We start from the raw sequence: 26,265 nt of genomic DNA, 5'->3' as shown, positions 1-26,265 counted from the left end.
CGCCGCTATCGTTCCCGGTTAGTCCTTAAATTCGAAAATCTCATCAGCAGCTTGATGATACCCGCCTGATTTTTGAAAAGATTCCTTCATATTTGCAGCAGTTTTCTTGAAGGATGGGTGGCTTAACACATGTTCTACGGCTTCATGCAGCCCATTTGCAGTCAAGCTTTGCATTTGTAATTGAATGCCTGCTCCGAGATTGGCGACTTGTCCCGCAATTATCGGCTGATCCGCGCTTTGCGGGATTACAATGAGCGGAACCCCGTAATAGAGACCTTCGCTGGTGCTGTTCATTCCGCCATGTGTAATAAATAATTTAGTGTATTGCAGGATATCAGTTTGTGGAACATAATTTTTTACGATGAAGTTTTCAGGAATTTCCCCTAAATCAGAAATTTGGGTTCTATTCCCAATAGACATGACAATCGTATGATCAGTGTTCCCCAATGCCTCAAAACAAAGCTTATAGAAATCAATTGCTTGGTTAAAAACTGTGCCCAGTGAAATGTAAATTGGGTTTTTCTCCTTGATTGCAGTAAAGTCGAAGTTTTCTTGAGTTAAACGTGAAGAGATGGATGGACCTACAAATTTATAAGTCTGGTCGAATGTTTCTCCATAAGGCTGAAACTCCCTTGTTGTATAAACGATTGTAAGCGGTGCAGGATTACAAAACACTTCGTAAGGAGAATGGATCTCCACATCGTATTTTTCCTTCAGCATTTCCGTCAGGCTTTGAAATCTATCGGTTATAGGTTTAATGATGTCCGCAGGGACCTTTATGGAAAATTGCTCCAAAATCTTATCGAATGATTCTTTTGTCTGCGCAAAAGAAGTACAGGAGTTGATAGCAGGAAGCTTAAGAATTTGAGCAAGCAAACGTCCGCAACCAAACATGGAATCATGGATGATGTAATCAAAATGCTCTCCTTTGATCTGTTCAAGAACGCTTGGTATGACTATATCCGCTGTAAGTAACAGACCGTTGACTCTTTCGAGTAAATAATCTCTTCCGCCTGAGATAAAGGCTTTTATAAATTTTTGATCGTCAAATGTTCGTACAGAAGCTCCCGTCTTCTCAATACGCTCCCGAAAAGCTTCTATAGAAAAGTACACTACCTCTTCCCCACGCGAAATAAGCTCTTGCACAACTGCAATAGTTGGATTGATATGTCCCTCTGATCCGCCATTAATAAATAAAACACGCGCCATTTCTACCACTCCTTAGGTACCATCGCTCGAATCAAATAATGGAATCAAGTTTATCATAGTACAATATTTGAAAATTTCAAAACTTTAGGCCCTTTAGCGTAACAAATCCTTATGGCCTCCCCTCCGCCTGCGCGATCATACGATATCCGTGCCGACTGATAAAAATCAACATCATACGCGGAGAATCGGCAAAACCGCCATTCTACTGTCCAATGCTCCAACATTCGGAAAAAACACATCTGCTTGGCAGCGCGGAGAAAGCCTGCAAAAGTGCAGCCGAACCCAAAACCCTGAAACCCGCGCTTCGCTGCCGATCCGTTACGCCCAGGTAAGTAACTGAAAGAAATTTCAGCTCTTATGCTCGGTCCCGGCAGAGGTTATAATGAAGCTAATCCAAGGTTGGGAGGCCAAATGATGAAAGTAATGCCGCTTGAGAAACGAGGAATATCGGACAGCCGGATCGTCTTCGGATGTATGGGGCTAGGCGGAGATTGGAATTATGAACCTTATACGCAGGAAGACGTCAAAGTCGCCGAGCAGGCCGTAGAAGCGGCGCTATCCTCGGGAATCACGATGTTCGATCATGCCGATATTTATAAGATGGGCAAAGCCGAGGCTGTGTTCGGGCAAATTTTGAAAAGCAGGCCGGAGCTCCGGGAACGGATCGTCTTGCAGTCCAAATGCGGGATTCGCTTTACGGACGGCGTGCTGCCTCAGCGCTACGATTTTTCGAAGAGCCATATTTTGAGCTCGGTGGACGGCATTCTGGAGCGGCTCGGCATCGAATATCTCGACGTGCTTTTGCTGCACCGCCCCGATCCGCTGATGGAGCCTGACGAAGTGGCGGAAGCGTTCACACAGCTGAAAACGTCCGGCAAAGTGCGGCACTTCGGCATTTCCAATATGACTGCCGCGCAAATCCGCTTCCTGCAAAAGTCGATCGAGCAGCCGCTCGTCGTCAACCAGTTGGAGCTGCATCTGGCGAGGCTGGACTGGCTCGACCAAGGCATTCTCGTCAACCGCGCCGAAGGGTCCGGCTTGAACTTCGATGACGGCATCATCCAGCACTGCCAGATGGAGGATATCCAGCTTCAGGCCTGGGGGCCGCTCTCGCAAGGCCGCTTCACCGGCAAAAGCCTCGAAGGCGCTTCCGAAGAAGTGAAACAGACCGCCGCGCTTATCTCCAAGCTGGCGCAGGAAAAAGAGACGACGCCGGAAGCGATTCTGCTCGGCTGGCTGATGAAGCATCCGGCCAAAATCCAGCCGGTGATCGGGACATCTTCGGCGGAGCGAGTGCTCGCCTGCCGGGACGCTGTCCGCCAATCGGAGCTCATGACCCGCGAAGAATGGTACGAACTGTATACGAGCTCAAGAGGCCGCAAAGTGCCATAACCCGGAAAGCCAAGCCGCATAACGATGCCCTCTTAACCCGCCTGCACATGCACGGCGGGTTTAATTGCGTGCAGATGGCCGGCCTGCAGCACTTCCGCCTCAAATGTTCATTTCTGCGGTTGACACATTAAGTTCAATTGACCGCCGCTTTTACCATAATTATAATAACATTGTAAAATGTTTCAAATAAGACAAATAAGCTGCATGTAACATTATTACATTGAATATTATTCAGAAAGGAGGATTAGCTCTACAAGCCAAACAACCGTTGTGCCAGCCCGCCCGCTTGAGTTCTGCACTGGCAAGCCGCGATTGACAAAAATCCTACATGAACAATAGGAGGTATTATGATGAATATGAATGGACATTCAGAAGCAAACGTACAGGTCGCCGCGCTTAACATTCCCCCTAAAGGTTTGTTTGAAGCGGAAACCCCCTTTCATTGGTACAAGGAAATGAGAGAGAATGGCCCAGTCCGTTTTGATCCCGAGCGGAATTGTTGGGACGTTTTTCTTTACGACGATGTGAAAGCGATTCTTGCGAACCACGAAGCTTTCAGTTCCACCAACATTCCCGGACTGTCCGGATCCTCCATCCTTTCCATGGATCCTCCAAAGCACAAGCTGTACCGGGCTATCGTCAGCAAAGCTTTTACTCCCAAAGCCGTTGAAGATTTAGCGCCGCGCATTCAGGAGCTTACTGACGAGTTGCTTGATGAAATTGAAGCACAGGGAGAAATGGACGCTATCGCGAGCCTGTCTTTTCCGCTGCCTGTCATTATCATTGCCGAGCTGCTCGGGGTGCCTCGAAGCGGCCGGGACCAGTTCAAGCTCTGGTCTGACGAGGCTATAAGAGGAATCGACGTTGAACATGGGGAGACACGGGAACAGTATGCGGAAAATAAGATCAAAAACCGGTTGGCACTGAGTGAGTATTTCAAAGAAATTATTGAAGAAAAACGGAAAAATCCCGGCAATGACCTGGTTTCTGCCTTGCTTGCGGCCAAAGTGGAAGAACAATCCTTAAACTTGCCGGAGCTGATGGAATTTTGCCGTCTTCTCCTCATAGCCGGAAACGAAACAACGACAAACCTAATCGGTAACGCAATAGTTTGCTTTGCGGAGCATCCGGACAGTCAAAAGCAAATACGCGAAGATTTGTCTCTATTGCCTAATGCCATTGAAGAAGTCCTCCGATATCGTTCGCCGATACAATCGATAACACGCCGATGCAGCAAAAATACTAAAATAGCGGGACAAACGATCCGCGCAGAGGATACCGTTGTCTTGTGGTCCGGATCGGCCAACCACGACGACCGTCAATTCGAGCAGGCGAATCAATTCAACATCTTCCGTTCGCCGAATCCTCACATCGCTTTTGGAAACGGCATCCACTTCTGTCTCGGAGCTCCGTTGTCCCGCTTGGAAGCCCGGATTGCTTTGACGCAGGTTTTCACGAGATTTTCGGCCTTCACCGCAAAAGAAGGAGTGTCGTTCACCCCTGCCAAAGACCCGCTCATTTACGGCTACAAAAGCATACCTATTACTTTCCAAAAGTAACAGCAAGAACGAAATCACTCTGCGGATGAAAGAAAGCCTGCAAATGTGCAGGCTTTTTGCTCGTCCGTGGGCCGGGCACGCAATATTCCTGCAAATGTGCAGGCTTTTTAGCTGCTGCGCGAGCTCGGGCCCATTTTTATCGAAAATTCCTGCACTTTTGCAGGTTTTTCCTCAAAATGAACCTCATACACAGAAAAAACCTGCACTTTTCAGGCTGTTGAGAAAGTCTAACGGGTTTCCTCTCAGATCAATTTTTATGTGGGGGCACTCATCTCGAAGAGAAAAAATTGATNTGGCAAAAAGCCTGCACAAATCAGGCTGTTGAGAAAGTCTAACGGGTTTCCTCTCAGATCAATTTTTATGTGGGGGCACTCATCTCGAAGAGAAAAAATTGATATAAAACGATCTGAGAGGGGTATTTGGCTCATGCTTTTGGTGCTTTTTTTGAGCAGCCGGGAAAAAAGGGGGTTTCTCAACAGCCTGACTTTTGCAGGTTTTTCCTTCGACCTGGCCTGTCGAGCCGCCTGATGGCCGCTCGCCGCCGTGCAGCGCCGCCACTCCGTACGCCGGGAGAGCCCCCCTACAAGCTAAATGCCGGGAATCGGCGCGCGCTTGTGCTCCGTTTTCAAATACTGCTTCTCCAGCTTCTCTTGAACGGCCGGATCGATTTGCTTGCCCTCCAAGTAGTCGCTGTTGTCGCCGTATGTAATGCCCAGCTCGTTCTCGTCGGTCTGCCCTTCCCACAGCCCGGCGGTCGGCGCTTTGTCGAGCACGCTTTGCGGGACGCCCAGCTTGGCTGCCAAGGAGCGAACCTGCCGCTTGTTCAGCGTGCTGAGCGGAGTAATATCTACCGCACCGTCGCCGTATTTGGTGAAAAAGCCGGTGATCGCCTCGGAAGCGTGATCGGTGCCGACAACGATAAGCCCCAGTTCAAAAGCGAGCGCATACTGCATCACCATGCGCGTTCTCGCTTTCACATTGCCTTTGCCGCCGCGGCTGATGTGCTGGTGAACGCCGATATGCTTCAGCCCGTATTCGACTTCGATGGCAATTTCATCGACAGCTTCCTGGATGTTGTTTTCGATCTGATATTTCAGGTCGAACGCCTTGGCCACCGCGTAGCTGTCCTCGATATCGACCTGCTCGCCGTAAGGCTGGAACACGCCGACGGTTTTGTACTCGGTGCCGCTCTCCTCGGTCAGTTCGTCCGTCGCCTTCTTGCAAAGACCTGTGGCTACGGCGCTGTCAATGCCGCCGCTGATCGCGATCAGAAGGCCGCGCGCGTTCGCGCCTTTTACATATTCCTTCAGAAAATCGACCCGTTTGCGGATTTCCGCATCGATATCGATCTCCGGCTTAACGCCCAGTTTCGCAATGATTTCCTGCTGCAAGCTCATGACTCTCTCCACCTTGTCTTTGGTATTTGAACAAAGAGCCCACACTTGCAAGTACCTGCAATGCGGGCTTTCTGCCTCATGTTGATATGAGATTATTTCATTTATTTGCAGTATTCGTTGAAAGCCCCGCTCAAGTCGCCGGCGATCATCTCCGCGGAACGGTCTTCGATTTGGTGGCGTTGGATAAAATGCACCAGCTCGCCGTTTTTGAACAGAGCGATGGATGGCGAAGACGGCGGATACGGCGCCAAATATTCGCGCGCTTTGGCCGTTGCGTCTTTCTCCTGGCCTGCGAACACGGTGTACGTATAAGTCGGCAGCGCATCGTTTTGCAGCGCCTTGGCTACGCCAGGGCGGCATTGTCCGGCGGCACAGCCGCACACGGAGTTGATGACGAGCAGCATCGTGCCGTCTTTGGAGCTTTCAATTGCCTGATCGACCTGTTCGGGAGTCAGCAGTTCCGTAATGCCCAGACGAGTCAAATCTTCTCTCATCGGTTTAACCATATCTTTCATGTAAGAATCAAAAGACATTGCCATATGTTCCACCCCTTGGATTTTGATGTAGTAAACATGCTTATTAAGTCATATTATACATCCGTACGCATGGAAAGCAAAGCGCGAAAACGCCCCATAACGAGCTAAAAGCCTCCCGGAATCATAAATTCCGGAAGGCGCTGCCTGCAGTCGGGCCAAAAACTTAATTGTAACCGCTATCACGAAAGATGCAAATTATTTTGTTCAGCCGTACTGTCTGCATGTTTGTTCATTTTTTTCAAATCGATCGGTTCCAGCTTGTCAACGATGAGCAGGAATGCAATGCCGCCAACAACAGCGACCGCCGCTGTATAATACATGGCCCCGTGAAAATTGCCTGTTCGCTGGATCAATGCGCCGATAACAATCGGGCTGATAATCCCCGACAAATTACCGCACAAATTCAATACGCCGCCAACCGTACCCACCATCTTTTTCGGCAGCACATCCCCCAGCGCTACCCAGCCCATATTGGAGTAAGCATTGGCGAAAAAAGCAAGCGAGAGAATAACGACAGCAGCTGCCGGCTGATTTTCAAAAAAGTTGGCGAAGGCTAAAAGCCCCGTTAAAATCATTCCCGAAACCATCAACACTTTGCGCGCAAATGTGGTCGTTTTCCCTTTTTTCAATAAATAATCGCTGGAAAAACCGCCGAACAACACTCCGGCCATCGCCATTAAATAAGGCAGCACGGCCGCGAACCCGGCTTTGTTGATCGGCAGATGCAGCCCTTTTTCCAAATAGACCATAAACCATGTCAAAAAGAAATATAACGTGGAAGAAGCGGCAAATTGCGCGATGAAAATTCCCCAAACCCTGCGCTGTTTAATGACATACATCACTTCGCTCCATGAAGACTTCTGCCCACGGCTGGAAACTTTGGAATCGAAGCCGCCGTTGTTTCGGATATACTCCAGCTCCTGCTCGTTAGCGCGCTTGCTCTCCTGCGGATCTCTGTACAAAATGATCCAGAAAACACCGAAGATGATGCCTGCCGCCCCGGTCGCGTAAAATACCGATTCCCAGTTGAATTTGGCAATGATCAAAGCGAGCGCGGGGGTAAACATCGCCAGCCCGATATATTGCGCTGAGGAATAAATGCTTACGGCTCTGGCGCGTTCACGATTCGGAAACCACGACGTAACGATTTTGGTGTTGCTCGGATAGGCCGGCGCTTCCGTAAGCCCGATCAGCATGCGGCAAATGAACAGCATCGCAAATGACGCGCCGGTGCTGGCAAAAATATTGTGCGAGCTGAAAGCCATAACAAAAGTGAACACGCTCCACAAAATAATCGCCCACCCATAGAGCATTCGGGGACCGATCCGATCCAGCAGCCAGCCCACGGGAACCTGGGCGGCAGCGTACGCCCAGGTGAAAGCGGAGAACAGGAAGCCGAGCTCGGTAGCACTTAAGCCAAGCTCTTTTTGAATCGTGGAGCCTGCCACGGACAAGTTGGCCCGATCCATATAGTTAATGGCTACGGCAATAAATAGAAGAACTAATATAAAAAATCGGACTCTCGTAGGCTTGTTTTGCGAAATCATACATAACCCCTTCTTTCTGTACGGTTAATTAATGACGTTAAAATTACGGCTTTGCCGCCGTTCCGTCCGGCATACGCGCCAGCGTCCACTCCGGTATCGTGCCTTGGCACGGGTATTTCGCCGCCTCTTCTTCATCGAGATCGATGCCGAGCCCCGGCAGATCATTGACATAAGCATATCCGTTCTTGACAGTCGGACAGCCCGGGAATACGGTCTGCAGCTGCTCGTTAAGCGGCGTCCACTCCTGGATGCCGAAGTTCGGCGAGCTTACGGACAAATGCAGGTTCGCCGCCACGCCGACAGGCGAAATGTCCCCGGGACCGTGCCACGCCGTCCGCACGCCGTAGAACTCTCCGAACACGGCCAGTTTTTTCGCCGGCGTAATTCCGCCGATCGCGCTGACGTGTGCGCGTATAAAATCAATCTGACGGCTCGCGATAAGCGGCTTCCACTCGTTCACATTCGTAAACAGTTCCCCCATAGCGATCGGCGTACTCGTCTGCTGCCGGATCATGCCGATCCAGTCCAGATTTTCGGGCGAAGTCGGATCTTCCAGGTAAAAAAGATGGTACGGTTCCAGCTTCTTGGCCAATCTGACGGCTTCAATAGGAGCGATTCTTTCATGGATGTCATGAATCAGTTCAATGTTGTAACCGAGCTTGGCGCGAAGGTGCTTAAACAAGCTTTCGATGCTCTTCGCATACGCTTCCGGATCGAAATAGACCCCTTTTTGCAAATTGTCCGGCGAATGCTTCGGCTTCAAGTTATCGGCCCGCGAAATGACGCTGGCGATCAGCCGCGTATCCTCGGTGCCGCTCCCGCCGTACATGCCCATCTGCACGCGGAGGTGCTGGTACCCCTCGTCCATTAACTTTCTGGCGTTCTGCTCCACTTCGACTTCATTGCTTCCGTCAACATGGCGGTACAACGCAATCCCGTCGCGGCATTTGCCGCCCAGTAGCTCATACACCGGCAGGCCCGCCACTTTGCCTTTAAGATCCCAGAGGGCCATATCGACGCCGGACAGCGCGTTGTTCATAATCGGCCCGTTCCTCCAATACCCGCTAACGCTCGCGCTCTGCCATATATCCTCTATTCTTGCCGGATCCTTGCCGATCAAAAACGGCCTCAAGTAATCTTCAATCGCCGATTTCACCGCATATATCCGTTGGGTAAAAGTGGCGCACCCCAGTCCGTACAATCCTTTCTCGTTCGTCTCGATTTTTACGACGACCAGATCGATGCCGCCCGGAGCGGTTAAAATCACTTTTACATCTTGTATAATCAAGTTCCTCATCCCGGTACCATCCTTTTAACCGCACACTCAACTTGTCAGTTGTCCTACATGTAACCGGACAAATAAACGAAGCCTGCCTGCGGCTTTTATTTATTTGTTTTAATGATTTGCTTCATCTTGGTGACATTGCCTTCCATCGCTTCCTTGAGTATACGCTGGGCGGTGGCGCTGTCCCTTTTTTGAATCGCTCGCAAAATGTTGATATGCGTCTCGATGCTTTCGATCGTAACGCCAAAAACCCTGTTCAGCTCTTCCAAATAAAAATAATAAATATTTCGGATTCCCTGGGTCACTTTATAAAAAACGTCGTTCTTCGAGGCTTTAGCGATAGAGAGATGAAAATCGAAATCGGCTTCCGTATACTTCTTGTAATTGTTCCTGTTGTTAATCATTTCGTTTAACGTACGCTCGATTTCCTGAAAGTCTTCCTCCGTCCCGTGCAGCGCGGCGAGCTCTACGCTTTTGAATTCCACAGTTTGGCGAAACTCCATCATATCCAAAAATTCCTTCTCGCTCAGGCGCATAATCGGCGCCGAATCGATAAGCGTATACTCGCTGGGCACTTCGGAGACAAACGTTCCTTTGCCCTGATAAGTCGCTACAATGCCCATATCCCGCAGCTTTTGAATGGCGCTCCTGACGCTGACTCTGCTCACCTCGAACATGTCGCAAAGCTTGCTTTCGGACGGAATTTTGCTGCCCACTTTCCATTGTCCGCTGCGGATATGCTCATTCATTTGCTCGAATACGCTGTTTACAATATTATTTTTTTGAATGGACTTTATGCTCATGCGCGAACCCTCTTCCAAACATGTCATACAGGTAACTTCAATTATATAACACGTTTTGGAATCCGTAAACGGTTTCACGCAGCCCGGTATGCAAATGGCTTTGCGCTACCGGCCGAGCCAGCCTCCGTCGACGGCAAGCAAATGCCCGTGAATATAAGCGGCAGCGTCGGAAGCGAGAAAAACCGCCGGACCTTTGAAATCGTCAGGATCGCCCCATCGCCCCGCAGGAATCCGCTCCAAAATTTGCCGGCTCCGGACGGGATCGTTGATCAGAGCCTCATTCATGTCCGTAGCAATGTACCCCGGTACGATTGCGTTCACATTTACCCCCTGCGAAGACCATTCGTTGGCCAGCGCTTTGGTCAATTGCGCTACAGCTCCTTTGGCCGAGGCGTAGGCTGGAACCGTAATCCCCCCTTGAAAAGAGGCAAGCGAGGCGATGTTAATAATTTTTCCGCTTTTTTGAGCGACCATATGCCGGCCCGCTTGCTGGCACAGCACCCAAACCGCTTTCAAATTGACTTGCAGCACGGCGTCCCAGTCTTCCTCGGAAAAAGTGACAGCAGGCGAACGGCGCTGTATGCCCGCGTTATTAACAAGAATATCGATGCTGCCAAATTTATCCAGAACCGTCGGCACGGCTTCTTTCACCTGCTGCGGGTTGCTCATGTCGCAAGGAATAATCTCGCATTTGACGCCCAACCGCTCGATTTCCCGTTTGACCTCGTCCTGCTCGGGAGAACGTTGGAGCAATGCGATATCCGCCCCCGCCTCCGCCATGCCGAGGGCTATGGATCTGCCGATGCCGCGGGTGCCTCCGGTGATGGCGGCCGTTTTGCCTTTTAGGCTCAATAACATGTTGAATCCCCTCCTGTTGTTTACGGATGAAACAATACTTTCAACGAAATCTCGGTATTCTCCATGTATTCAAATCCTTGTTGGATCTGCTCTAGCGGAAGCTTGTGGGAAATTAAAGGGGCTACGTCAATGATTTTCCGCTCCATCAGCCGGATCGCTGCGGCAAAATCGCTCGAATTGGCGCATCTTGTTGTCGTTAAACCTATTTCCCGGAAATGCATCGCAGCCAAATCAACGACAGGCGCCTGTTTGTACACGCTGACAACAACCGCTTTGCCTTGAAACTTAATACATTCAATCATTTGTTTCGCTGTGATTTGCGTGCCTGCGACTTCAAATACGACATCGGCCCCGACGCCCTTCGTATGGGCAAGGACGACTTCTTTGATATCGGTCTGTTTGGCGTCAATTGCCGTAAAACCCATTTGCCTGGCGATTTCCAGACGATAGGGGCTAATATCCGAGATGAAAATTTCACCGGCGCCGGCCTGTCTGGCTACCAAACCGATCAGCAAGCCGATTGGCCCTGCTCCCAAAATAGCTACGCTGTCTCCGATTTTTAAATCCGAGCGCCGCACCGTATGAACGGCCACAGCTAGCGGTTCGGTCAGCGCCGCCTCGGCGTCGGACACATTGTCCGGCAGACGGTGAAGCCGGTTAACGGGAACCGCCACGTATTCGGCGAACCCTCCGTCCCTGTCTATGCCGATACATCTCAAAACGGCGCACACATGATATTGGCCGGCCCGGCAAGCCGCACATGTCCCGCAAGTCAAATAAGGCTCGACGGTAACCCGGTCCCCCGGCTGAAAATCATCGCTGCCGACGACCTTTTCAACCGTTCCGCTGAATTCGTGCCCCATTACCAAAGGCGCCTTGGCCCGGGGATGCTTGCCGGCATAGATCATCATATCCGTACCGCAAATTCCCGCATAAGCTACCTTGATTAGCGCTTCGCCCTCCTGCACAACCGGAATCTCGACGGATGCCGGCTGCACCTGTTTCTCGGCGACATACATACCTGCTTTCATGTCTATTCCTCCACTCCAAACTTGTCATACAAATTTATTTTAACTTGTCATACAACTATTCTACTTCATTTCCCCTCACCTGTAAACGCTTTATTTATTTTAATGCCGTTTTCCCGAATAGATGGCCGAAAAAAACGCTCCGCCCGCATTAGCCCATCACTGGCTGCACACCGTGCAAGAACCAGCTCAGCCAGCCTGTACACCATGCAAAAAAAGCGAAAGCTACGCTTCCGCCTCGTCATCCTTTTTGCCGGAATCATCGCCCGGTTCGGCCTGCCCCAGCTTATATTCGTATGCCACATCTTTATCCGGATGCATGAAAATGCCGCTTTGCGGGGAGATGCCCTTTTCGAAATAGTCCCGGTTCTCGGCTGTCTGAAAGCCGATATCCTTGTAAGGATGCACCCAACCGTCGCCCGCCATGACGAACGGGTCGGTATCCTTGCTCCAATTCTCCAGAGGAGAATTCGGAGATTCGTAGTTATGGTCGCCGATGACGACCCCCTGCTCGTTGACAAAAGCTTCGCGCGGACCGCGGCCGTGCTCGAATTGCGGCAGGAAGTCGATCTCGAACGGATCGAGCCCGCCGCCCGGCTCTTCATGCTCCCGCCCGGCCGCCTTCGGCTTCCGTTGCTCCTGGTCGCTCATAGTGTCCTCCTAATCTGCGGGTTGGTTCGGGCCATCCAGCTTTTTATCGACAAAGCCTTCTTTGCCGAATTCAGCGGATTGCTTTTGCAGCTCCTTGTTTTGCTGCTCGTGCTGAACTTGTTCTTTGGAATCATTGCGATTCATGCTCGGTCAGCTCCTTTCTGCTTGTATTATGTGTCATTGTTGGAAGAAGCATTCGGGCTGCAAGAATCCGGGCAAAAACCGGCTGCCGCTGGCCCTAACAAACGGATCGTACCGCGTTCAGCTCCCAGTGCCCGATGTTCCGCTGCATGACGGCGGGCGGTCTATCACATGCGCCCAATGTTGCGCCGAATCACGACAGGCGGTCGACCACTTGCGCCCAATGTTGCGCCGAATCACGACAGGCGGTCGACCACTTGCGCCCAATGTTGCGCCGAATCACGACAGGCGGTCGACCACTTGCGAGGCATCTAAAGTACCCGACGACGGTTTTGGAGTGGTAACTTAAAATAGGCATTATATTGTGATTTTTTTCACATACGTACGGGAAAAACGGGTTTATACTAAAACCATAGAAGAGAGGAGCTGGTTCAAATGATGAAATGGCTAAGAGAAAATAAGTACGCGGCGATGCTGCTGACTCTCGTTCGATTGTATGTAGGTTGGGAATGGGTCACTGCAGGCTGGCACAAAATTACAGGGGAAAAAGCGTTCGACGCAGCCGGTTATCTGCAAGGCGCAGTTACGAAGCCGGTGCTGGCTGCGGGGACAACGGATCTTGTATACCCGAACTTCGTGGCTTTCGTCAAAGGTTTCGCTCTGCCGAACGTAGGCATTTTCAACTTCCTCGTGCCTTGGGGCGAACTGTTGGTCGGTCTGGGCCTTATACTTGGCGCATTGACGACCGCAGCGGTATTCTTCGGGCTGATTATGAACTGCATGTACATGTTTGCAGGCACCGTTAGCACGAACCCTTGGCTGATGCTTCTCGGATTCTTCATTATTGCGGCAGGCGCGAACGCAGGCAAATTCGGCGTGGACCACTTGATCCTCCCTTACATTCACAAATGGATCGACAAGTTGTTCGTGGCGCTGCATCTAAAACCTAAATTGAGATAAAAGAGGGGCTGTTGCCCCTTCTTTTTTTGTTAGCTGTCACTCCAGGAAGTGAAACGTGAACGAAGACTTGGTCAGTTTTTCAAATCGAAAGCCGTCCTCTTTCAACCGGCGGATGATCACGGGAAGCGCTTCGACGGTCGTCGTTTTGAAGGAACTGTCATGCATCAGGACGATGATGTTTTGCTTGCCCCGGCTTGCGCCCAGCACCGATGCGATAATCATGTCTTTATCCTGCACGGGAGCCGCCGCGTCCGTCGAGCTGACATTCCAGTCGAAGTACTGGTAGCCGTCTTCCTGCATCGCTTTGACGATTTGGCTCATGATGCCCCTTCCGCCCGCCTTCCGGCTCAAATGATTGTTCGAGCCCCCCGGAAACCGGATAATGTCCGGCCGGTAGCCGACAGTCTCCTCCAGCAGCCGGTCCAATCGGCGGGCGTCATTTTTAAATGCCTCCACGGATCTATAAATCGACCTGTAGTTATGGGAAAACGTGTGATTGCCCAGTGCGTGCCCGTCTGCCGCAATTCTTTTGTAAAGCGCCCTCCCCTCGCCGCTGTCCGAACCGACGACGAAAAAGGTCGCCTGCACGCCGTTGCTTTTCAAAATGCGCAAAATTTTGTCCGTGCTTTGAGAAGGGCCGTCGTCAAACGTTATAAAGGCCGTTTTTTGCCGGGCATGGGGTGTCGGCGAGGCTATCGGAGGTTTGTTCCGGCGGACGCCCGAATAAAAATGCTGCCTCTCCACGATAGAGTCATCCTCAAAAGCTGCGGCGCCGGGAGTAGTCAGGGCTTTTGCCTGAGTCTGGGGAGAGGCCTTGATTGCAGGGGTGCCTGACGCCTCCGGCCGATGCGGTCCTGTGCTGCACCCGGCGAAGCCCGCACCTGCTAACACAAGCACAGCGGCAAAAGCGGATCGAATCATTAAAGCCCTTAATGCAGGAGCTTCACCCATAACCACTTCCCTCCCCCGATGGAAATACAACCATTCAACGTCCTTATTATGGCTATACTGTGCCTTCCGGGCTCTGGTAATTTTTTGAAAGGCGCTCCCTACCCTAACGTTTCGACAATTCCGTTCATTATTTCCCAGGAAATGCGCCGAAATGCCGCAAATCGCCGAATTCGACGAGGCCCCATTGCAAATTGTGCAATGGCAGGCAGCCTCTTAGGCGCTTTCGGCGCCGCTCGTTGCATAGCAAGCGAAGGGCAAGATCGCCATCGAGCTAAAAGATTTAATTTGTTTGGCATCCGAGGCCGCATTGGCTCAATAGCTTGACGCCGAAGATGGCAAAGCCATTCGATAAGTGGCACCTACAGCTAAGGGGGGCCTCAATTGGAGGCGCTTCCAAACGTGAAGCGGCTTGCCAAGCCGAAAAACCTGCGAAAGTGCAGGCTTTTACCGGGAAAGCGGCTCATTTTTGGGAAAAGCCTGCAATTGTGCAGGAATTCCTGATCCAAATGGGCCTGAGCGTATCTTTTCGCTGAAAAGCCTGCATTTTTGCAGGAATATCTCGTTACAAGCACCTCAACGAGCAAAAACCTGCACTTTTGCAGGCTTTCTGCACGTAACGCTACCAAACGGACAGACTCCAACCTAGCCTGCGAGTTTTTCGGCAATCTGATGCATTGCCAACCAGATGCATTGCCAACCAGATGCACCCTCTCCTCGCCTGCGAGTTTTTCAAGCAATCTGATTTTTGCAGGCAGGCTTTCTGCGCACGAGCGCGGTGCAGTCGATGCCTTAACAACGAAAGCCATGTGGTCGACCGACCGCCATCATGCTGTGCAACACCACGCGCTGGGAGCTGTGCACGATGCGAGCGCTACGTGTCTGAACGCGGCTTTATCGTTGCACATTTTACAACGCCGCGGCTGCAAAGCAAAAAGACCGTTATCGGCCAAGTGTTACCGGCTTCTAACGGTCTTCCATATTCGAGCGAGCACCCGTACAGTGCCGCTTTCAAGCTACTTTTTCGCTAAATGTATCGTCTCCTCGCTGTCATCCCAATGGATCCGGAGGTTAAAACCGTCCTCATCCGCATAAGGCGTATCCAGCGTAGATGATCCGCTAATTTTCAAGTTTTTCAAGCGAGTGTCGCTTTCGCCGTGCTGCTTGAAATTTTTGCTGTCTTCGAAGGAGTAACGAACATTTACAGGCTGAGTATCTTTGCCGGTATATTTGATGACATATGATTGTTCATTTGAGGATGGACGAACGGAACAATCGACGCTCCAGGATGCGCTCTTGCCGCTAAAATTTGCCGGCTTGGAATTGGAGCAGCCTACCAGGCCTATTATACCGAATAGGATCAGGCACACGATCCATGGTCTCATAGCCGGGCCGGTTACTCCCCGGCGCCGCCGTTCAGCTTTTCTTTCAACAGGCTGAGCTGCTCGTCGACTTTCGCTTGCTTAGCCGTGTCGACCGGCGTGTAGCTGCTGACAGTTCCGGCTGGGACGTACGGTTTGCGGGCGATTTCCGCTTCCACTTCCATCTGCATAATTTTTTCTTCCATGCGTTGGAAGCCGCGGGATGCGTTGCCGCTTTCGATCACACCGTTGTAAGATACTTGGGCCATTTGTTTTTTCGCTTTCGCCAATTGGGCGCGGGATACGAGCTCGTTGCGCTTGTTGCGCATTTTGTAGAACTCATCCTTCATTTCGTGCAACTGCTGTGTCAGCTCATCCGCTTGGGCTTTGGAGCCGGCGTGCATTTCAGTGTACTCGACGATTTTCTCTTCGTGGTACAGCTTTTCTTCAAGGTTTTGACGGGCGAGCGCTTCCTGGCCGTTTTTCAAAGCCACCGCCGCTTTCGCTTCGCGGTCGGCCGCCAGGCGGACGGACTCTTCCAGACGCTGCTTCAGCTTGCGCTCATTGGCGATTTGACGGGCAACTGTAACTTCGGCTTGAGCGATTTCCTGCTCCATATCGCGAAGGTACTGGTTCAGCATAACGATCGGATCTTCGATTTTGTCCAGTACCTCGTGAATCGATGCTTTTGTCATATCTTTCATTCTTGTAAATACTCCCATGGTTTACACGTCTCCTTTGTTTGGATCATTTTTATTTTCGTAACGAGCGACTTTCGCTCTTAATTCTTCGATTTCTTTTTGCAAAGCTTTTTTCTCGATATCTTTCATCATTTCATCGATGCTGCTCGATTTGTCGGGGGCACCGTAAGCGGGGTTATAAGCTCCTGCTCCTGCTGGTCCGGGTCCCGGCTCCGCATGAGGCTTATGGGGCGTGTAGCCTCCGTTGTAAGCATGTCTGCCGTAAGATCCGGCATAAGGATCGTAAGGCGGGTGGTCATATCCCGGCTCTTTGGGGATCACGATCGCAGCAATAAAGTAGATGAAGATAACGGTGCCTCCGGTGAAAAATGCCGTAATAATCACCAGCAGACGCAGCAGCGTCGCATCCACATTCATCGCCTCGGCGAGTCCGCCGCAAAGGCCGGTCACTTTCTTGTCTCTCCTTGAGCGATACAATTTGCCCATGTTGTTTTTATCCCTCCTGCTTCAGTTTATTGCGCAAAGCTTCCATCTCGGCGTCAACCGCCGGATTGCCGACAGAGTAATAGCTTTCGCGGCTCATTCGTCTTACGTCGCGGAGCGTTCTGGCATGAAGCTCCATATCGGATACACGCTCTTCCAGGCGTCCGAACATCCGCGGTGTCGCATCCTGCGTCATGCTGCCCATCCGGGCGTTCAGCCTTTGCTGCAGGCGGGCGGATTCCATTCTCGCCAAATAGTAGCTGCGTTTGTCTGCCACTTCCTTGTAATCGGCTTTCAGCTGCTGCAGTTCTTCATCCAGCTCGAGGATGGATTGCTTGGCCTGATCGTAAAGCTCGCGATACTGCTCGCTTTTCTCCTCGGCTTGCAGCTTCTCTTGAAGCACGATCCGGGCCATATGTTCTTCCCCGGCTTTCAAAGCCAGCATCGCTTGATGCTCGCGCTTTTCCTTCGTTTCCAACGCCGTTAAGTATTGCTGCCGCAGCGCGGCTGCGTGACTTACGCATTGCTGGTACAGCTTCTCGGATTGATGCAGCTGCTCGCGCTGCGCGGCCAAGTATTGGTCAATTAATCGAACCGGGTCCTCCGACCGCTCCAGATGCTCATTCAGCGTTGCCACGGTTATGTCTCTCATTCGCCTGATCAGGCTCATCTCGCATACCACCTTTTTCCATCACTGTATTTCGTAAAGCCGATTATATTCTCGCTCTTCCCGACAACATCGACACTCCGTAAGCGATCAATCCGATCGCCAGCAGGATGATCACCCATCCGGCCAGTTTTCCCAGCAGGATGACAATGCCCAGCGCTGCAATGATCCAACCTAGTTTGCTTCCGTTTTTGATGCCGACATAGCCGAGTCCGATCATAATAATCGGAACGACATAGCCCATTACCGAACCTATGACCGGTCCCAGGTGAACGCCGAGCTTATTCAGCAAAATCAGCGCTCCGAAAGCGATCAGCAGAGCCGCGAAACCTGTGTTTCTGTTCATTGCTTGTCACCGCCTTTCTTCTTGTGTATGGTTTCTCTCGTTCATGTCTTTATTTTAGGCAAAACGGGGTCCGGGCAAAACGGACCCGCGACGGTTTTTGAACCTAGACCTAAGTCGGGGCGCCGGTCAGACCTAAGGACAAAACCGCCGCCCAGCCCGTCCACTCCGGGATTTCCCAGGCTTATGGCGTGGCCGCCGCCCTCCCCTAAAGGGCTTTGCACGCTCATTATTTTTACGGAATTAGGCAAAATTTGTAACTCTACCATTTTCTCGTGTATGATAGAATCGACAGCATTTATAAATGAATAATCGGTTATGGAGGTTAATGAACATGAAACGATGGATTGGAACGGCTGCCGCTGCTGCGCTGACAGTTGCGTTGGCCGGATGCAGCTGGGCGCAGCCTGCCGGCGGCAATACGGGAGCAGGAGCACTTAAGCAGCTTGGCAAAGACGAGAAGGCCACGATTAAGGTGATGTACTACGATAAGAATTCCTTTTTTCAGCAGTACGGAAATCTCTTTATTTCGAAGTTTCCGAATATTGATATCGAAGTTGTGTCCAATCAGGTCATCTACGGCGAAGGCAAAGATCCGGAAAAAGAGATGGAGAAGCTGATCGAAGAGGAAAAACCGGACGTTCTGTTCATACAGAATCTCGAAACGCTGGAAAAATACGTGGAAAAAGGACAGCTCTACGCGCTTGACGATGTGATCAAGCAGGATAAGTTCGACATTGAGAACTTGCTGCCGGCGACGATTGAAACGATCAAATCCAAGGGCCAGGGCAAACTTTATGGCTTGTCCCCCGATTTTTACGGCCAGGCGCTCTTCTACAATAAAGACCTGTTCGAGCAAAACGGCGTGCCGCTGCCCAAAAATCAAATGAGCTGGGAGGAAGTGTTCGAGCTTGCCAAGCGCTTTCCTACCGATGGACAAGGCGACCAACGCATCTACGGAATAGCCCCATATTCATACATGTCGACCGAAGACATGGGCTTCCAGTTGATGAGCGGCATCGGCATGACGCAGGGCCTCTCCTACATAGACGCCGAGAATATGAAAGTCACTCTTCAATCCGATGCCTGGAAAAAAGCGCTCGAGATTGCGGTCGATGCGATAAAATCCGGCGCTATCTATACGCGCAAAGAAGAAAACAACAATGGCGCTGCCCGCATGTATGAAGATTATCTCCTGCAAAATCCGTTCGTTGCCGGCAAAGCGGCGATGACCATCGAAGGCAATTATTTGATTGACAATATGCAGCAAGCAAAAGAACGGCTCAAAGATAAATTCAAGCCTTTCAACTGGGAAGTCGTCACCGTGCCCGTGGATCCGCAAAACCGCGAGTATTCGAACAGCGTGAGCGTTTCGCAGCTGTTCGGAATCAACGCACAGTCGGCCAACACCCGCGCCGCATGGGAATTCGTGAAATACGTCAACAGCGAAGACTACGCCCGGGTAGTTTCCAAATCTTCGCAAAGCATGCTCACCCGCACCAAATACATCAAGGAGAAAGACGGGCATAATATGGAGGCTTTCTATCTCCTGAAGCCGAATCCCGATTCTCCATTTAAAAACTACGAAAAAATACCGAACGGCTTCTACCAGCCTTTCTCCATGGTGGCCAATCAAGAGATCAAGGCTGTGACGGAGGGCAAAAAGACCGCTGGCGAAGCGCTGCAAACGATTCAGCAGACTGGGCAGGAAGCTCTGATTAAAGCGAAACAGGAAGAAGACGCCAAAAAAGCGGCCGAACCGCAAAAATAGCAGTGACAGAAGCAGGCAGGCTTCGCCCGATAACGGGCGGGCCTGTTTTATTTGTATACGCCCCCCAGTTCGACTGGGGGGATGGGAGCCGGTCTGCCAACCGCTACCACTTGCGAATCGTGGAAATCTGTTCGAAATTAAAAATCATATAGAAAAGCGCAAGAGGAATCGCACCGCGCGCAGCTCCCAGCGCGCGGTGTTGCGCTGCATGACGGCTGTCGGTCGACCACAACTGCAAAAGGCCGTCTCATGGCAACCCGTTACAGCATCCGCCCGACGCAGCCCGATTTTGAGATCGAACACGCCAGCGTGCATGCGCCGAACATCCCATTCCTGTCTGTCGCCAGGCGGACGAACCCAAATGATGGGCCAACCTGTTTGCAGGTGAGCCGGTGAAAAAGGGCGGGAAAGAGGCTAGGGCTGATGGAAGCCACCGGCTAAACCGGTGGTTATGACTTGTATAAAATGATGCGGCGTAAGCGCACACTAGGAGTCTGTCCGATGCACCACGTTGAGGGTATGCACAAAAGTATCTCCGTCGGACAGACTCCTAGTTCATTATTCAGGAAAGCAGGTATACGCATTGATGAAAAGATCGCTTCGGCCCGCCGCGGCCGCCGCCGTCATAGGGCTGCTGCTTGCGGGAGCCTCGCTCGCGCATTCTCCGGGAGCCAGGCCGGCATACGCAGCGGCGGAGCTTCCCGCCGCGCCGCTCTTCTCCTTCTCCGTGCTCAGCGACATCCACATTACGCCGGCGGATGCCGAATCCCACAAAAGGCTGCGCGCGGCGCTCAGCGATCACGCGGCCGTCCGCCCCGACAGCAGGCTGTTCGTGCTGAACGGCGATCTCACGAACGGAGATGAAGCCGATTACCGCTGCCTGCTGGGGATTTTGGGCAAGCTGCCTCATCCCCCGGTTCACGCGACGATGGGCAATCACGAATACTACCGCATGTGGCGAAAGCCCGGCGGCGGCATGGATACGACCAGGCTCAACCCGGACTGGTCGAGCATGCGGGCCGTGGAACAATTCACCCGAATGTTCCACTATGACAAGCCGTATCACGAGCTGCTCCTCGAGGGATACCGCTTTTTGTTCCTGAGCGGCGAAGCCTACCGCGATGTCGATCCGGCGGCAGGCGAGGACGCCTGGCTGTCCCGGGCGCAGCTGAGCTGGCTGCAGGCCCGGCTCGACGCGGCTGCCGGGGCCGGCAGGCACAGGCCCGTGTTCGTGTTCCTGCACCAGCCGCTGCCGCGGACGCTCGACGGGAGCGGCCTGGAGCGTGGCGTGGTGCAGCACGAAGCGCTGCGTGCGCTGCTTGACGCGCATCCGAATGCAATCCTGTTCAGCGGGCACACGCACTGGAACCTGGAAACGACGCGGCAAGTGAAACAGCTGCGCTTTCTTGCCGTCTCCAGCGCGTCCATCCGTCAGGTGTGGAACGCCCGCGGCGAACCCGAGACCCGCCCCGTCAGCCAAAGCCTGATCGTGGATGTGTACCGGGACCGCGTCGCCATTCGCGGCCGGGAGCACTCCCGGAAGCGCTGGATCGAGCCCGCTTTCGAAAAGACTTACGATGCCGCCCCCTCTTAGGAGTCCGCAGCTCCGCCCAGCCAAACTCCCAGGAGCCTGTTCGACGGAGTAGACTCCTAACTGATAAAACCCTGATCGTGCTCGCCGATCATCTCAAAACGGTAGCCGAGCCCTCGAATGGTTGTGAACACAATCTGATCCGACATCGCCCCCAACTTGCTGCGCAGTCTCTTGATATGTACATCAACCGTACGCTCGTCACCGGCATAATTCACCCCCCACACCTGTTCGATCAATTGGCTTCTCGTCAAAATCTGGTTGGGGTGGCTGGCCAGCGTGAAGAGAAGCTGGAACTCCTTGAGCGGCAGGCAAATGCTCTCCTGGCCGATCCTCACTTCATGTCTGGCCCGGTCGATCATCAAATCGCCGATCTCGATTCTTGTGGAAGCGATGATCCGGTACCGTTTGAGCAAAGCCCTCACCCTCATAACGAGTTCTCCGGAATGATACGGCTTCGTCAAATAATCGTCCGTGCCCAGTTGAAAACCTTTCATAATATCCTCATGCTCGCCTTTGGCCGTTACGATCAGCAAAGGGATGTTGGCATTTTTTCTCAGCTCGCGAACCAGCTGCCAACCGTCCCCGTTCGGCAGCATGACATCGAGAATAATCAAGTCCATCTGGATTTGTTCCAAATACTCCAACGCCTGCTTGCCGCCGGATACGCAAGCCACCTCGAAACCTTCTTCAATAAGCGTGCTTTTGAGCCGCTGCCGAACGGATTCATCATCGTCAACGATGAGTATTTGCGCCATCACTCAGCCCACCTTTTTTATGTTTCATTTTGCCAACGCCAAAGGGGCGTATGTACATACTGCGCATACAACGCCCCATCGGTACGCGGGTGTGGAATAGAAATCGATAAACCGTTACTTCAGCTGTTTGACCAGACGTTTTGCCGTTCCGTTCGGCGTATTGATCGTTTCGTACACATTGACATGGTACGTGCTGGAATCCTGTTCTTCTTTCAGCGAGGAAAACGTAATTTTTTGCTTGCCGCTGATCAGTTTGTCTGTTCCGGTAAACATCATTGTCGTCGTGCCGACCACCCGGTCAAACGAATCGACCAGATCGAATTCCATGTTCGAGAAGTTCGAATCCACGATCACCGGATCAGGATGCTGCAGATCCAAGTCCAGATTCAACTGGTACGTGTACGAGCCGCTGTTGTATGTCCAGCTGAGATTGTAGTAGTTCAGCTTGATCTCGAACGGATAGAAGGAGATGGTGTCGCCGTCCGTATCCGGTTGAATGCTGACCTGATAATTGCCGAGCGTTACGCTGCCCTGCGAAACCGACTTGTCGTCAAACACGCGGAGCGCGAAGGAATCGTCTTTCTTCGATTGCGGGAGCAGGTAGGAGTAGCTGACCACATAGGAAGTGCCTGGCGTGATTTGCGTGGCAACCGAGCTTTGTCTCGTACCAGTAAACGTGTTGCCTTTGCTGTCCACCAGCTCATTCTCCAAATCCGGCATTGCGATCGGGCTGGAGCCGTTGTTCGTAATTTTGTATTTGCCGATTGCCGTCTTATACCCCAGATCCACGTTATCGTGAACGTGGAATTCCACGAGAGAGACATCCAGATTTTTGTTAATAATGTTGTTGCTGTTGAATGTAAATTTGTCGCCTAATGTATACGAAGTTGCCGCTGTGTAACCGTTGTTCGCCGCAGCCGCGCCTTTTAACAGGAATATCGTAACCGGCATCTGATTGTCGGAACTGCCGGACGAAGCCGTGCTGGATGAAGTTGTCGACGTCGCAGTCGTGGTCGAAGCCGTAGAAGTCGTACTGGTCGTTGACGTGCCGCTGCTTGTGCTGCTGGACGTACTGCCGGAAGTCGTAGACCCCGAAGTCGATTTGCTGGTCGTACCGGAGCTTGAGGTCTGCTTCCAAAGCACGAGCTGGGCTGTCTGCGGATCGACTCCGCTTGGCAGAATGGCATTGAAGTAGTAGGAAACGGACTTCTGCGGGTCCAGATACGTGTCGCGGGCCGAGTTATCGGTTGACGAGACCGAAGCTCCGGCATCTCCAAACTGATAAGAAGCCAGGAACGTTGGAACCGCCGCAACGGAGTCTCCTTCATTGCTGAGCGTCACCACCGTTTGGATATGAACGCCGTCCGCTTGCGTTGTATAGGTCGCTTTATCCGCTTTGACCGTCAAATGCTCGCCCTCGAGCTGGCCGAGGTAGTCCTGCTTTTCCCCTAGCGCGGCAGTTTTGAAGGAAGCTCCCATGTTCATCGTGCCCAAAGACACTTCCTCGCTGGAGTTCATGTAATAAAATTCCAGGTAAAGCCCGCTTTCCGGCAGCTGTTTGGATACCGCCGATTGCAGCGTTATATAGCCCGTTTGCTTGGGAATAAATGTCTGGTCCCCGCCGTCCGCGACGGAAGCCGTATATTTCAAGCCGTTGGCGTCCACAAGGCGCACCAGAAGCCCGGAAGGAAGCTTCAGGCTGTCCGTGCCCAAATTGGTGACGGACAATTGCGTGTACGTGTACCATTTGCCGTCTTTGGAAGCTTTGACGCTTTGACCGAGCTGGAACGCGACGGAGGCGTCGTCCGCAAGCGTGCTGTCCAGGGTATGTAGGTTCAGGACTTCCTCAGGCGCGCTTGATTGACCTTCCTGAACTACATTAGCGACGGACAGCTTGCCCAAATGGTCCATGAAATCCGACTGGCTGTTGTCCCAGCGGAACACTTCCACTTGAAGCTGGTCCGCGGTTTCACCCGAAGCTATGCTGGAATAGAAGCGGAACGTTTGATCCTGCCCGGGCTGCACGCTCGCGCTCTTTTTCTCGCTGAGACGCGCCGTATAGTTGTGGCCGGAGGAATCCGTAACGCGAACGCCGTAATTGTTGAAATCGATAGCCTGATTGTCTCCGTTATGGAGTTTGACCCCGAATTGCAATGACGAGGACGACAGCGATACCTGTTCCAGGCTGAAGTAGGAGCTGTCGGAAATAAACACACCCTCGGCCGCCGCTGTTGCGGAAGGAGCCGGAACGGCCCAGGACATCGCCATAATGCCGCCGGATAATAAAAGTGCCAAACTGGTACGCTTGAGTGAAATGGACGTAAGTTTACGTTTCAAAATGAATACCCTCCTTGTAGTGTGTGGATAGTCGTGATGTCATCAATCAAAACGCAGCGCATCGATCGGTTTCAGTTTCGAAGCTTTGTTGGCCGGATAGAGGCCGAATATGACGCCTACCAAAGCGGAGAACAAGAACGCGTACAATCCGACGCTTATCGATAAGCTGGTTTCCTGGCTCGGGTTGATATACGGCCATGCCAGGGCGAGTCCTACACCGACAATGAGCCCGATCAAACCGCCCATTCCGCTGATCAACGTCGCTTCAACGAGGAATTGGAGCAAAATGTTGCGCCGCTTGGCGCCGATCGACTTGCGGATACCGATTTCCCTCGTTCGCTCGCTTACCGTAACGAGCATAATGTTCATAATTCCGATGCCGCCGACGAGAAGCGAGATCGCCGCAACCGCGACCAGCTGATTCGTCAGCGTGCTGGAAGCCGATTGCCGGGCGCTGATCAACTCGGAAGAGTTGAAAATGTTCCAGCCCGAGGTGCTTTTGAACTTGTTGGTCAGGTACATCTCGAGATAGGTCTGGACTCTGCTGACGGTGTCTCCCGACGTAGCTTCCACAGAAGCGGAACGGATGGAGCCCAGCTTGAAGTCCCTGCTCATCGTCGGCAGCGGCACCAGCACCGCGCTGTCCAGCGATGTGCCGCTGGTGTTGGAGCCTTTGCTTTGGAGCACCCCGATGATCGTATACATATAGCCGCTGACATTAAGCTCCTCATTGAGCGGGTCGTTCGTGCCGAAAAACTCCTTGGCGACATCGCTGCCGATCACGGCTACGTGATTGCGGAAATCCAGGTCCGCTTGGGCAAAAAAGCGTCCGCTCGCCATTTCGCCTTTCTGCAAGGTCAGGTAACGGTCATTGGTGCCGATGACGTTGTAAGTTTCCTGATCGCGGTCGTATTTAATATTCGCGCTGTTTTTGGTCATCGTAGGCGCGATGGCGCTGATGCCTGCCGTGCCTTCCAGCTGCATAATTTCATCGTACTCCAGCTTGGTCGCCCTCCCGCTTCCCATCAGGTTGATGGTGAGCAGGTTCGTTCCGAGACCCTCGTACTGCTTTTCGATCGACTTGGACGTTCCTTGTCCGATCGCAACGAGCGTAATCACCGAGCTTACTCCGATAATCACCCCGAGCATCGTCAGAATCGTGCGCAGCGGATTCGCCCGGATCGTTGCGAACGCCATTTGAAAAAGTTCCCATGGCCTCATGTATAAACCTCCTCCAGCTTGTTGCCGTGCAGGGCCAGAGGCGTATTCCTTACATCCCGAACAATTTCTCCATCGCGCAAAGTTACAACACGGCTCGCATTATCGGCAATATGATTATCGTGGGTAATCAGTACGATCGTATTGCCCTGTTCGTTCAACTGCTTGATCAGTTCCAGCACTTCGATGCCCGTCTTCGAATCGAGCGCTCCCGTCGGCTCATCCGCCAAGATGAGCGAAGGCGAAATGGCGAGCGCACGGGCAATCGCCACCCGCTGCTGCTGTCCGCCGGAAAGCTCGCTGGGCTTGTGGTGCCCGCGCGTTCCCATGCCCAGCTTTTCCAGCATGATTTGCGCCCGTTCCCTGCGGGCTTTCGCAGGTATGCCTGCATAAATCATCGGAAGCTCCACATTTTCAATAGCCGAAAGCCGAGGCAGTAAGTTAAATTGCTGGAAAATGAAGCCGATCTTCTTGTTTCTAAGCTCCGCCAGCCCGTTGTCAGACATGTTCTCAGTCGACACGCCGTCCAGCGTGTAGCTGCCCGATGTGGGAGTGTCCAGCAGTCCGATCGTATTCATCAGCGTCGATTTGCCGGAGCCGCTGGGACCGATAATGGCTACAAAGTCGCCTTCCTGAATCTCAAGCGAAATTCCCTTCAAAATTTGAAGCGTGTCTTCGCCGCGAGTGTAACTTTTAACGATCTGTTTCAGTTCGATCATAT

General features: G+C 52.2%; 26 protein-coding genes. 5 read left to right on the top strand and 21 right to left on the bottom strand.

The window, feature by feature from the left end:
- Positions 1 to 18: 18 nt before the first annotated feature.
- Entirely contained in the window at positions 19 to 1,209 is a 1,191-nt protein-coding gene (locus AC6RNO_RS18900) for a macrolide family glycosyltransferase (RefSeq protein ID WP_497106356.1), read from the bottom strand.
- A gap of 414 nt (positions 1,210 to 1,623) precedes the next feature.
- Here AC6RNO_RS18900 and AC6RNO_RS18895 point away from each other — a divergent pair, with 414 nt between their 5' ends.
- Together AC6RNO_RS18895 and AC6RNO_RS18890 are read left to right on the top strand one after the other, a co-directional pair.
- Positions 1,624 to 2,601: an aldo/keto reductase gene (locus AC6RNO_RS18895; RefSeq protein ID WP_497106402.1), complete on the top strand. Its 978-nt coding sequence runs from the start codon at positions 1,624 to 1,626 to the stop codon at positions 2,599 to 2,601.
- Positions 2,602 to 2,948: 347 nt separating this feature from the next.
- Positions 2,949 to 4,160, top strand: coding sequence for a cytochrome P450 (locus AC6RNO_RS18890; protein WP_497106355.1), 1,212 nt, complete (start codon positions 2,949 to 2,951; stop codon positions 4,158 to 4,160).
- Between the two features lie 587 nt (positions 4,161 to 4,747).
- Here the strand turns inward: AC6RNO_RS18890 and nadE are convergent.
- The 9 genes from nadE to AC6RNO_RS18845 form a co-directional block, all read right to left on the bottom strand.
- A complete protein-coding gene (nadE, locus tag AC6RNO_RS18885) occupies positions 4,748 to 5,557 on the bottom strand; it encodes an NAD(+) synthase (RefSeq protein WP_474685366.1) in 810 nt (269 codons plus the stop codon).
- 101 nt (positions 5,558 to 5,658) lie between these two features.
- A complete protein-coding gene (locus AC6RNO_RS18880) occupies positions 5,659 to 6,096 on the bottom strand; it encodes a BrxA/BrxB family bacilliredoxin (RefSeq protein WP_474685367.1) in 438 nt (145 codons plus the stop codon).
- A gap of 176 nt (positions 6,097 to 6,272) precedes the next feature.
- The gene (locus tag AC6RNO_RS18875) at positions 6,273 to 7,640 is read right to left on the bottom strand and encodes an MFS transporter (protein WP_497106354.1); all 1,368 of its coding nucleotides are present in this window, start codon (positions 7,638 to 7,640) and stop codon (positions 6,273 to 6,275) included.
- A gap of 43 nt (positions 7,641 to 7,683) precedes the next feature.
- Positions 7,684 to 8,937, bottom strand: a complete 1,254-nt coding sequence (locus AC6RNO_RS18870) for an enolase C-terminal domain-like protein (RefSeq protein ID WP_474685369.1) — start codon at positions 8,935 to 8,937, stop codon at positions 7,684 to 7,686.
- A gap of 86 nt (positions 8,938 to 9,023) precedes the next feature.
- Positions 9,024 to 9,728: a FadR/GntR family transcriptional regulator gene (locus AC6RNO_RS18865; protein ID WP_474685370.1), complete on the bottom strand. Its 705-nt coding sequence runs from the start codon at positions 9,726 to 9,728 to the stop codon at positions 9,024 to 9,026.
- Positions 9,729 to 9,833: 105 nt separating this feature from the next.
- Positions 9,834 to 10,586 carry an SDR family oxidoreductase gene (locus AC6RNO_RS18860; RefSeq protein ID WP_488436850.1) on the bottom strand — a complete coding sequence of 251 codons (753 nt, stop codon included), beginning with the start codon at positions 10,584 to 10,586 and terminating at the stop codon, positions 9,834 to 9,836.
- A gap of 20 nt (positions 10,587 to 10,606) precedes the next feature.
- Positions 10,607 to 11,617 carry an alcohol dehydrogenase catalytic domain-containing protein gene (locus tag AC6RNO_RS18855; protein ID WP_497106353.1) on the bottom strand — a complete coding sequence of 337 codons (1,011 nt, stop codon included), beginning with the start codon at positions 11,615 to 11,617 and terminating at the stop codon, positions 10,607 to 10,609.
- Positions 11,618 to 11,839: 222 nt separating this feature from the next.
- Positions 11,840 to 12,265: a DUF3905 domain-containing protein gene (locus AC6RNO_RS18850; RefSeq protein ID WP_497106352.1), complete on the bottom strand. Its 426-nt coding sequence runs from the start codon at positions 12,263 to 12,265 to the stop codon at positions 11,840 to 11,842.
- A gap of 9 nt (positions 12,266 to 12,274) precedes the next feature.
- Complete coding sequence (locus AC6RNO_RS18845; protein WP_474685374.1) at positions 12,275 to 12,409, bottom strand: hypothetical protein; 135 nt, start codon at positions 12,407 to 12,409, stop codon at positions 12,275 to 12,277.
- Between the two features lie 432 nt (positions 12,410 to 12,841).
- Here AC6RNO_RS18845 and AC6RNO_RS18840 point away from each other — a divergent pair, with 432 nt between their 5' ends.
- Complete coding sequence (locus AC6RNO_RS18840) at positions 12,842 to 13,366, top strand: DoxX family membrane protein (RefSeq protein WP_474685375.1); 525 nt, start codon at positions 12,842 to 12,844, stop codon at positions 13,364 to 13,366.
- 36 nt (positions 13,367 to 13,402) lie between these two features.
- On the opposite strand, the gene AC6RNO_RS18835 is transcribed toward AC6RNO_RS18840, so the two are convergent.
- The 7 genes from AC6RNO_RS18835 to AC6RNO_RS18805 all read right to left on the bottom strand — a co-directional run bounded on the left by AC6RNO_RS18835 (position 13,403) and on the right by AC6RNO_RS18805 (position 17,872).
- Entirely contained in the window at positions 13,403 to 14,317 is a 915-nt protein-coding gene (locus AC6RNO_RS18835; protein ID WP_497106351.1) for a polysaccharide deacetylase family protein, read from the bottom strand.
- A 377-nt stretch (positions 14,318 to 14,694) separates the two neighbouring features.
- A complete protein-coding gene (locus tag AC6RNO_RS18830; RefSeq protein ID WP_497106350.1) occupies positions 14,695 to 15,123 on the bottom strand; it encodes a hypothetical protein in 429 nt (142 codons plus the stop codon).
- 207 nt (positions 15,124 to 15,330) lie between these two features.
- On the bottom strand, positions 15,331 to 15,699 hold the full coding sequence (locus AC6RNO_RS18825; RefSeq protein WP_497106349.1) for a hypothetical protein: 369 nt from the start codon (positions 15,697 to 15,699) through the stop codon (positions 15,331 to 15,333).
- Between the two features lie 11 nt (positions 15,700 to 15,710).
- Positions 15,711 to 16,397, bottom strand: coding sequence for a PspA/IM30 family protein (locus AC6RNO_RS18820; protein ID WP_474685378.1), 687 nt, complete (start codon positions 16,395 to 16,397; stop codon positions 15,711 to 15,713).
- Positions 16,398 to 16,400: 3 nt separating this feature from the next.
- Positions 16,401 to 16,862 carry a PspC domain-containing protein gene (locus AC6RNO_RS18815; RefSeq protein WP_474685379.1) on the bottom strand — a complete coding sequence of 154 codons (462 nt, stop codon included), beginning with the start codon at positions 16,860 to 16,862 and terminating at the stop codon, positions 16,401 to 16,403.
- A gap of 7 nt (positions 16,863 to 16,869) precedes the next feature.
- A complete protein-coding gene (locus AC6RNO_RS18810) occupies positions 16,870 to 17,529 on the bottom strand; it encodes a PspA/IM30 family protein (RefSeq protein ID WP_474685380.1) in 660 nt (219 codons plus the stop codon).
- 43 nt (positions 17,530 to 17,572) lie between these two features.
- Positions 17,573 to 17,872 (bottom strand): LiaF transmembrane domain-containing protein, encoded by a 300-nt coding sequence (locus tag AC6RNO_RS18805; RefSeq protein ID WP_474685381.1) that lies wholly within the window; start codon positions 17,870 to 17,872, stop codon positions 17,573 to 17,575.
- Positions 17,873 to 18,203: 331 nt separating this feature from the next.
- On the opposite strand from AC6RNO_RS18805, the gene AC6RNO_RS18800 reads away from it, so the two are divergent.
- Positions 18,204 to 19,640 carry an extracellular solute-binding protein gene (locus AC6RNO_RS18800; protein ID WP_497106348.1) on the top strand — a complete coding sequence of 479 codons (1,437 nt, stop codon included), beginning with the start codon at positions 18,204 to 18,206 and terminating at the stop codon, positions 19,638 to 19,640.
- 586 nt (positions 19,641 to 20,226) lie between these two features.
- Complete coding sequence (locus AC6RNO_RS18795; protein ID WP_497106347.1) at positions 20,227 to 21,234, top strand: metallophosphoesterase; 1,008 nt, start codon at positions 20,227 to 20,229, stop codon at positions 21,232 to 21,234.
- Positions 21,235 to 21,290: 56 nt separating this feature from the next.
- On the opposite strand, the gene AC6RNO_RS18790 is transcribed toward AC6RNO_RS18795, so the two are convergent.
- From AC6RNO_RS18790 to AC6RNO_RS18775, 4 genes are all read right to left on the bottom strand, one after another.
- A complete protein-coding gene (locus AC6RNO_RS18790) occupies positions 21,291 to 21,989 on the bottom strand; it encodes a response regulator transcription factor (RefSeq protein ID WP_474685384.1) in 699 nt (232 codons plus the stop codon).
- Positions 21,990 to 22,103: 114 nt separating this feature from the next.
- On the bottom strand, positions 22,104 to 24,326 hold the full coding sequence (locus AC6RNO_RS18785) for a DUF4352 domain-containing protein (protein ID WP_497106346.1): 2,223 nt from the start codon (positions 24,324 to 24,326) through the stop codon (positions 22,104 to 22,106).
- A gap of 42 nt (positions 24,327 to 24,368) precedes the next feature.
- Positions 24,369 to 25,547, bottom strand: coding sequence for an ABC transporter permease (locus tag AC6RNO_RS18780; RefSeq protein ID WP_474685386.1), 1,179 nt, complete (start codon positions 25,545 to 25,547; stop codon positions 24,369 to 24,371).
- The gene (locus AC6RNO_RS18775) at positions 25,544 to 26,263 is read right to left on the bottom strand and encodes an ATP-binding cassette domain-containing protein (protein WP_497106401.1); all 720 of its coding nucleotides are present in this window, start codon (positions 26,261 to 26,263) and stop codon (positions 25,544 to 25,546) included. Before AC6RNO_RS18775 ends, AC6RNO_RS18780 begins: the two co-directional genes overlap by 4 nt.
- Positions 26,264 to 26,265: the final 2 nt, after the last annotated feature.

The sequence above is a fragment of the Paenibacillus sp. sgz302190 genome (genome assembly GCF_059820445.1).
Note: the sequence above shows the minus strand (reverse complement) of the source record. Positions and strands in the feature narration are given on the sequence as shown.

Excerpts from the sequence above, each read along its gene's own strand:
- AC6RNO_RS18900 (WP_497106356.1), bottom strand. The coding sequence starts at position 1,209 with ATGGCGCGTGTTTTATTTATTAATGGCGGATCAGAGGGACATATCAAT.
- AC6RNO_RS18895 (WP_497106402.1), top strand. The coding sequence starts at position 1,624 with ATGAAAGTAATGCCGCTTGAGAAACGAGGAATATCGGACAGCCGGATC.
- AC6RNO_RS18890 (WP_497106355.1), top strand. The coding sequence starts at position 2,949 with ATGATGAATATGAATGGACATTCAGAAGCAAACGTACAGGTCGCCGCG.
- nadE (WP_474685366.1), bottom strand. The coding sequence starts at position 5,557 with ATGAGCTTGCAGCAGGAAATCATTGCGAAACTGGGCGTTAAGCCGGAG.
- AC6RNO_RS18880 (WP_474685367.1), bottom strand. The coding sequence starts at position 6,096 with ATGGCAATGTCTTTTGATTCTTACATGAAAGATATGGTTAAACCGATG.
- AC6RNO_RS18875 (WP_497106354.1), bottom strand. The coding sequence starts at position 7,640 with ATGATTTCGCAAAACAAGCCTACGAGAGTCCGATTTTTTATATTAGTT.
- AC6RNO_RS18870 (WP_474685369.1), bottom strand. The coding sequence starts at position 8,937 with ATGAGGAACTTGATTATACAAGATGTAAAAGTGATTTTAACCGCTCCG.
- AC6RNO_RS18865 (WP_474685370.1), bottom strand. The coding sequence starts at position 9,728 with ATGAGCATAAAGTCCATTCAAAAAAATAATATTGTAAACAGCGTATTC.
- AC6RNO_RS18860 (WP_488436850.1), bottom strand. The coding sequence starts at position 10,586 with ATGTTATTGAGCCTAAAAGGCAAAACGGCCGCCATCACCGGAGGCACC.
- AC6RNO_RS18855 (WP_497106353.1), bottom strand. The coding sequence starts at position 11,617 with ATGAAAGCAGGTATGTATGTCGCCGAGAAACAGGTGCAGCCGGCATCC.
- AC6RNO_RS18850 (WP_497106352.1), bottom strand. The coding sequence starts at position 12,265 with ATGAGCGACCAGGAGCAACGGAAGCCGAAGGCGGCCGGGCGGGAGCAT.
- AC6RNO_RS18845 (WP_474685374.1), bottom strand. The coding sequence starts at position 12,409 with ATGAATCGCAATGATTCCAAAGAACAAGTTCAGCACGAGCAGCAAAAC.
- AC6RNO_RS18840 (WP_474685375.1), top strand. The coding sequence starts at position 12,842 with ATGATGAAATGGCTAAGAGAAAATAAGTACGCGGCGATGCTGCTGACT.
- AC6RNO_RS18835 (WP_497106351.1), bottom strand. The coding sequence starts at position 14,317 with ATGGGTGAAGCTCCTGCATTAAGGGCTTTAATGATTCGATCCGCTTTT.
- AC6RNO_RS18830 (WP_497106350.1), bottom strand. The coding sequence starts at position 15,123 with ATGGCTTTCGTTGTTAAGGCATCGACTGCACCGCGCTCGTGCGCAGAA.
- AC6RNO_RS18825 (WP_497106349.1), bottom strand. The coding sequence starts at position 15,699 with ATGAGACCATGGATCGTGTGCCTGATCCTATTCGGTATAATAGGCCTG.
- AC6RNO_RS18820 (WP_474685378.1), bottom strand. The coding sequence starts at position 16,397 with ATGGGAGTATTTACAAGAATGAAAGATATGACAAAAGCATCGATTCAC.
- AC6RNO_RS18815 (WP_474685379.1), bottom strand. The coding sequence starts at position 16,862 with ATGGGCAAATTGTATCGCTCAAGGAGAGACAAGAAAGTGACCGGCCTT.
- AC6RNO_RS18810 (WP_474685380.1), bottom strand. The coding sequence starts at position 17,529 with ATGAGCCTGATCAGGCGAATGAGAGACATAACCGTGGCAACGCTGAAT.
- AC6RNO_RS18805 (WP_474685381.1), bottom strand. The coding sequence starts at position 17,872 with ATGAACAGAAACACAGGTTTCGCGGCTCTGCTGATCGCTTTCGGAGCG.
- AC6RNO_RS18800 (WP_497106348.1), top strand. The coding sequence starts at position 18,204 with ATGAAACGATGGATTGGAACGGCTGCCGCTGCTGCGCTGACAGTTGCG.
- AC6RNO_RS18795 (WP_497106347.1), top strand. The coding sequence starts at position 20,227 with ATGAAAAGATCGCTTCGGCCCGCCGCGGCCGCCGCCGTCATAGGGCTG.
- AC6RNO_RS18790 (WP_474685384.1), bottom strand. The coding sequence starts at position 21,989 with ATGGCGCAAATACTCATCGTTGACGATGATGAATCCGTTCGGCAGCGG.
- AC6RNO_RS18780 (WP_474685386.1), bottom strand. The coding sequence starts at position 25,547 with ATGAGGCCATGGGAACTTTTTCAAATGGCGTTCGCAACGATCCGGGCG.
- AC6RNO_RS18775 (WP_497106401.1), bottom strand. The coding sequence starts at position 26,263 with ATGATCGAACTGAAACAGATCGTTAAAAGTTACACTCGCGGCGAAGAC.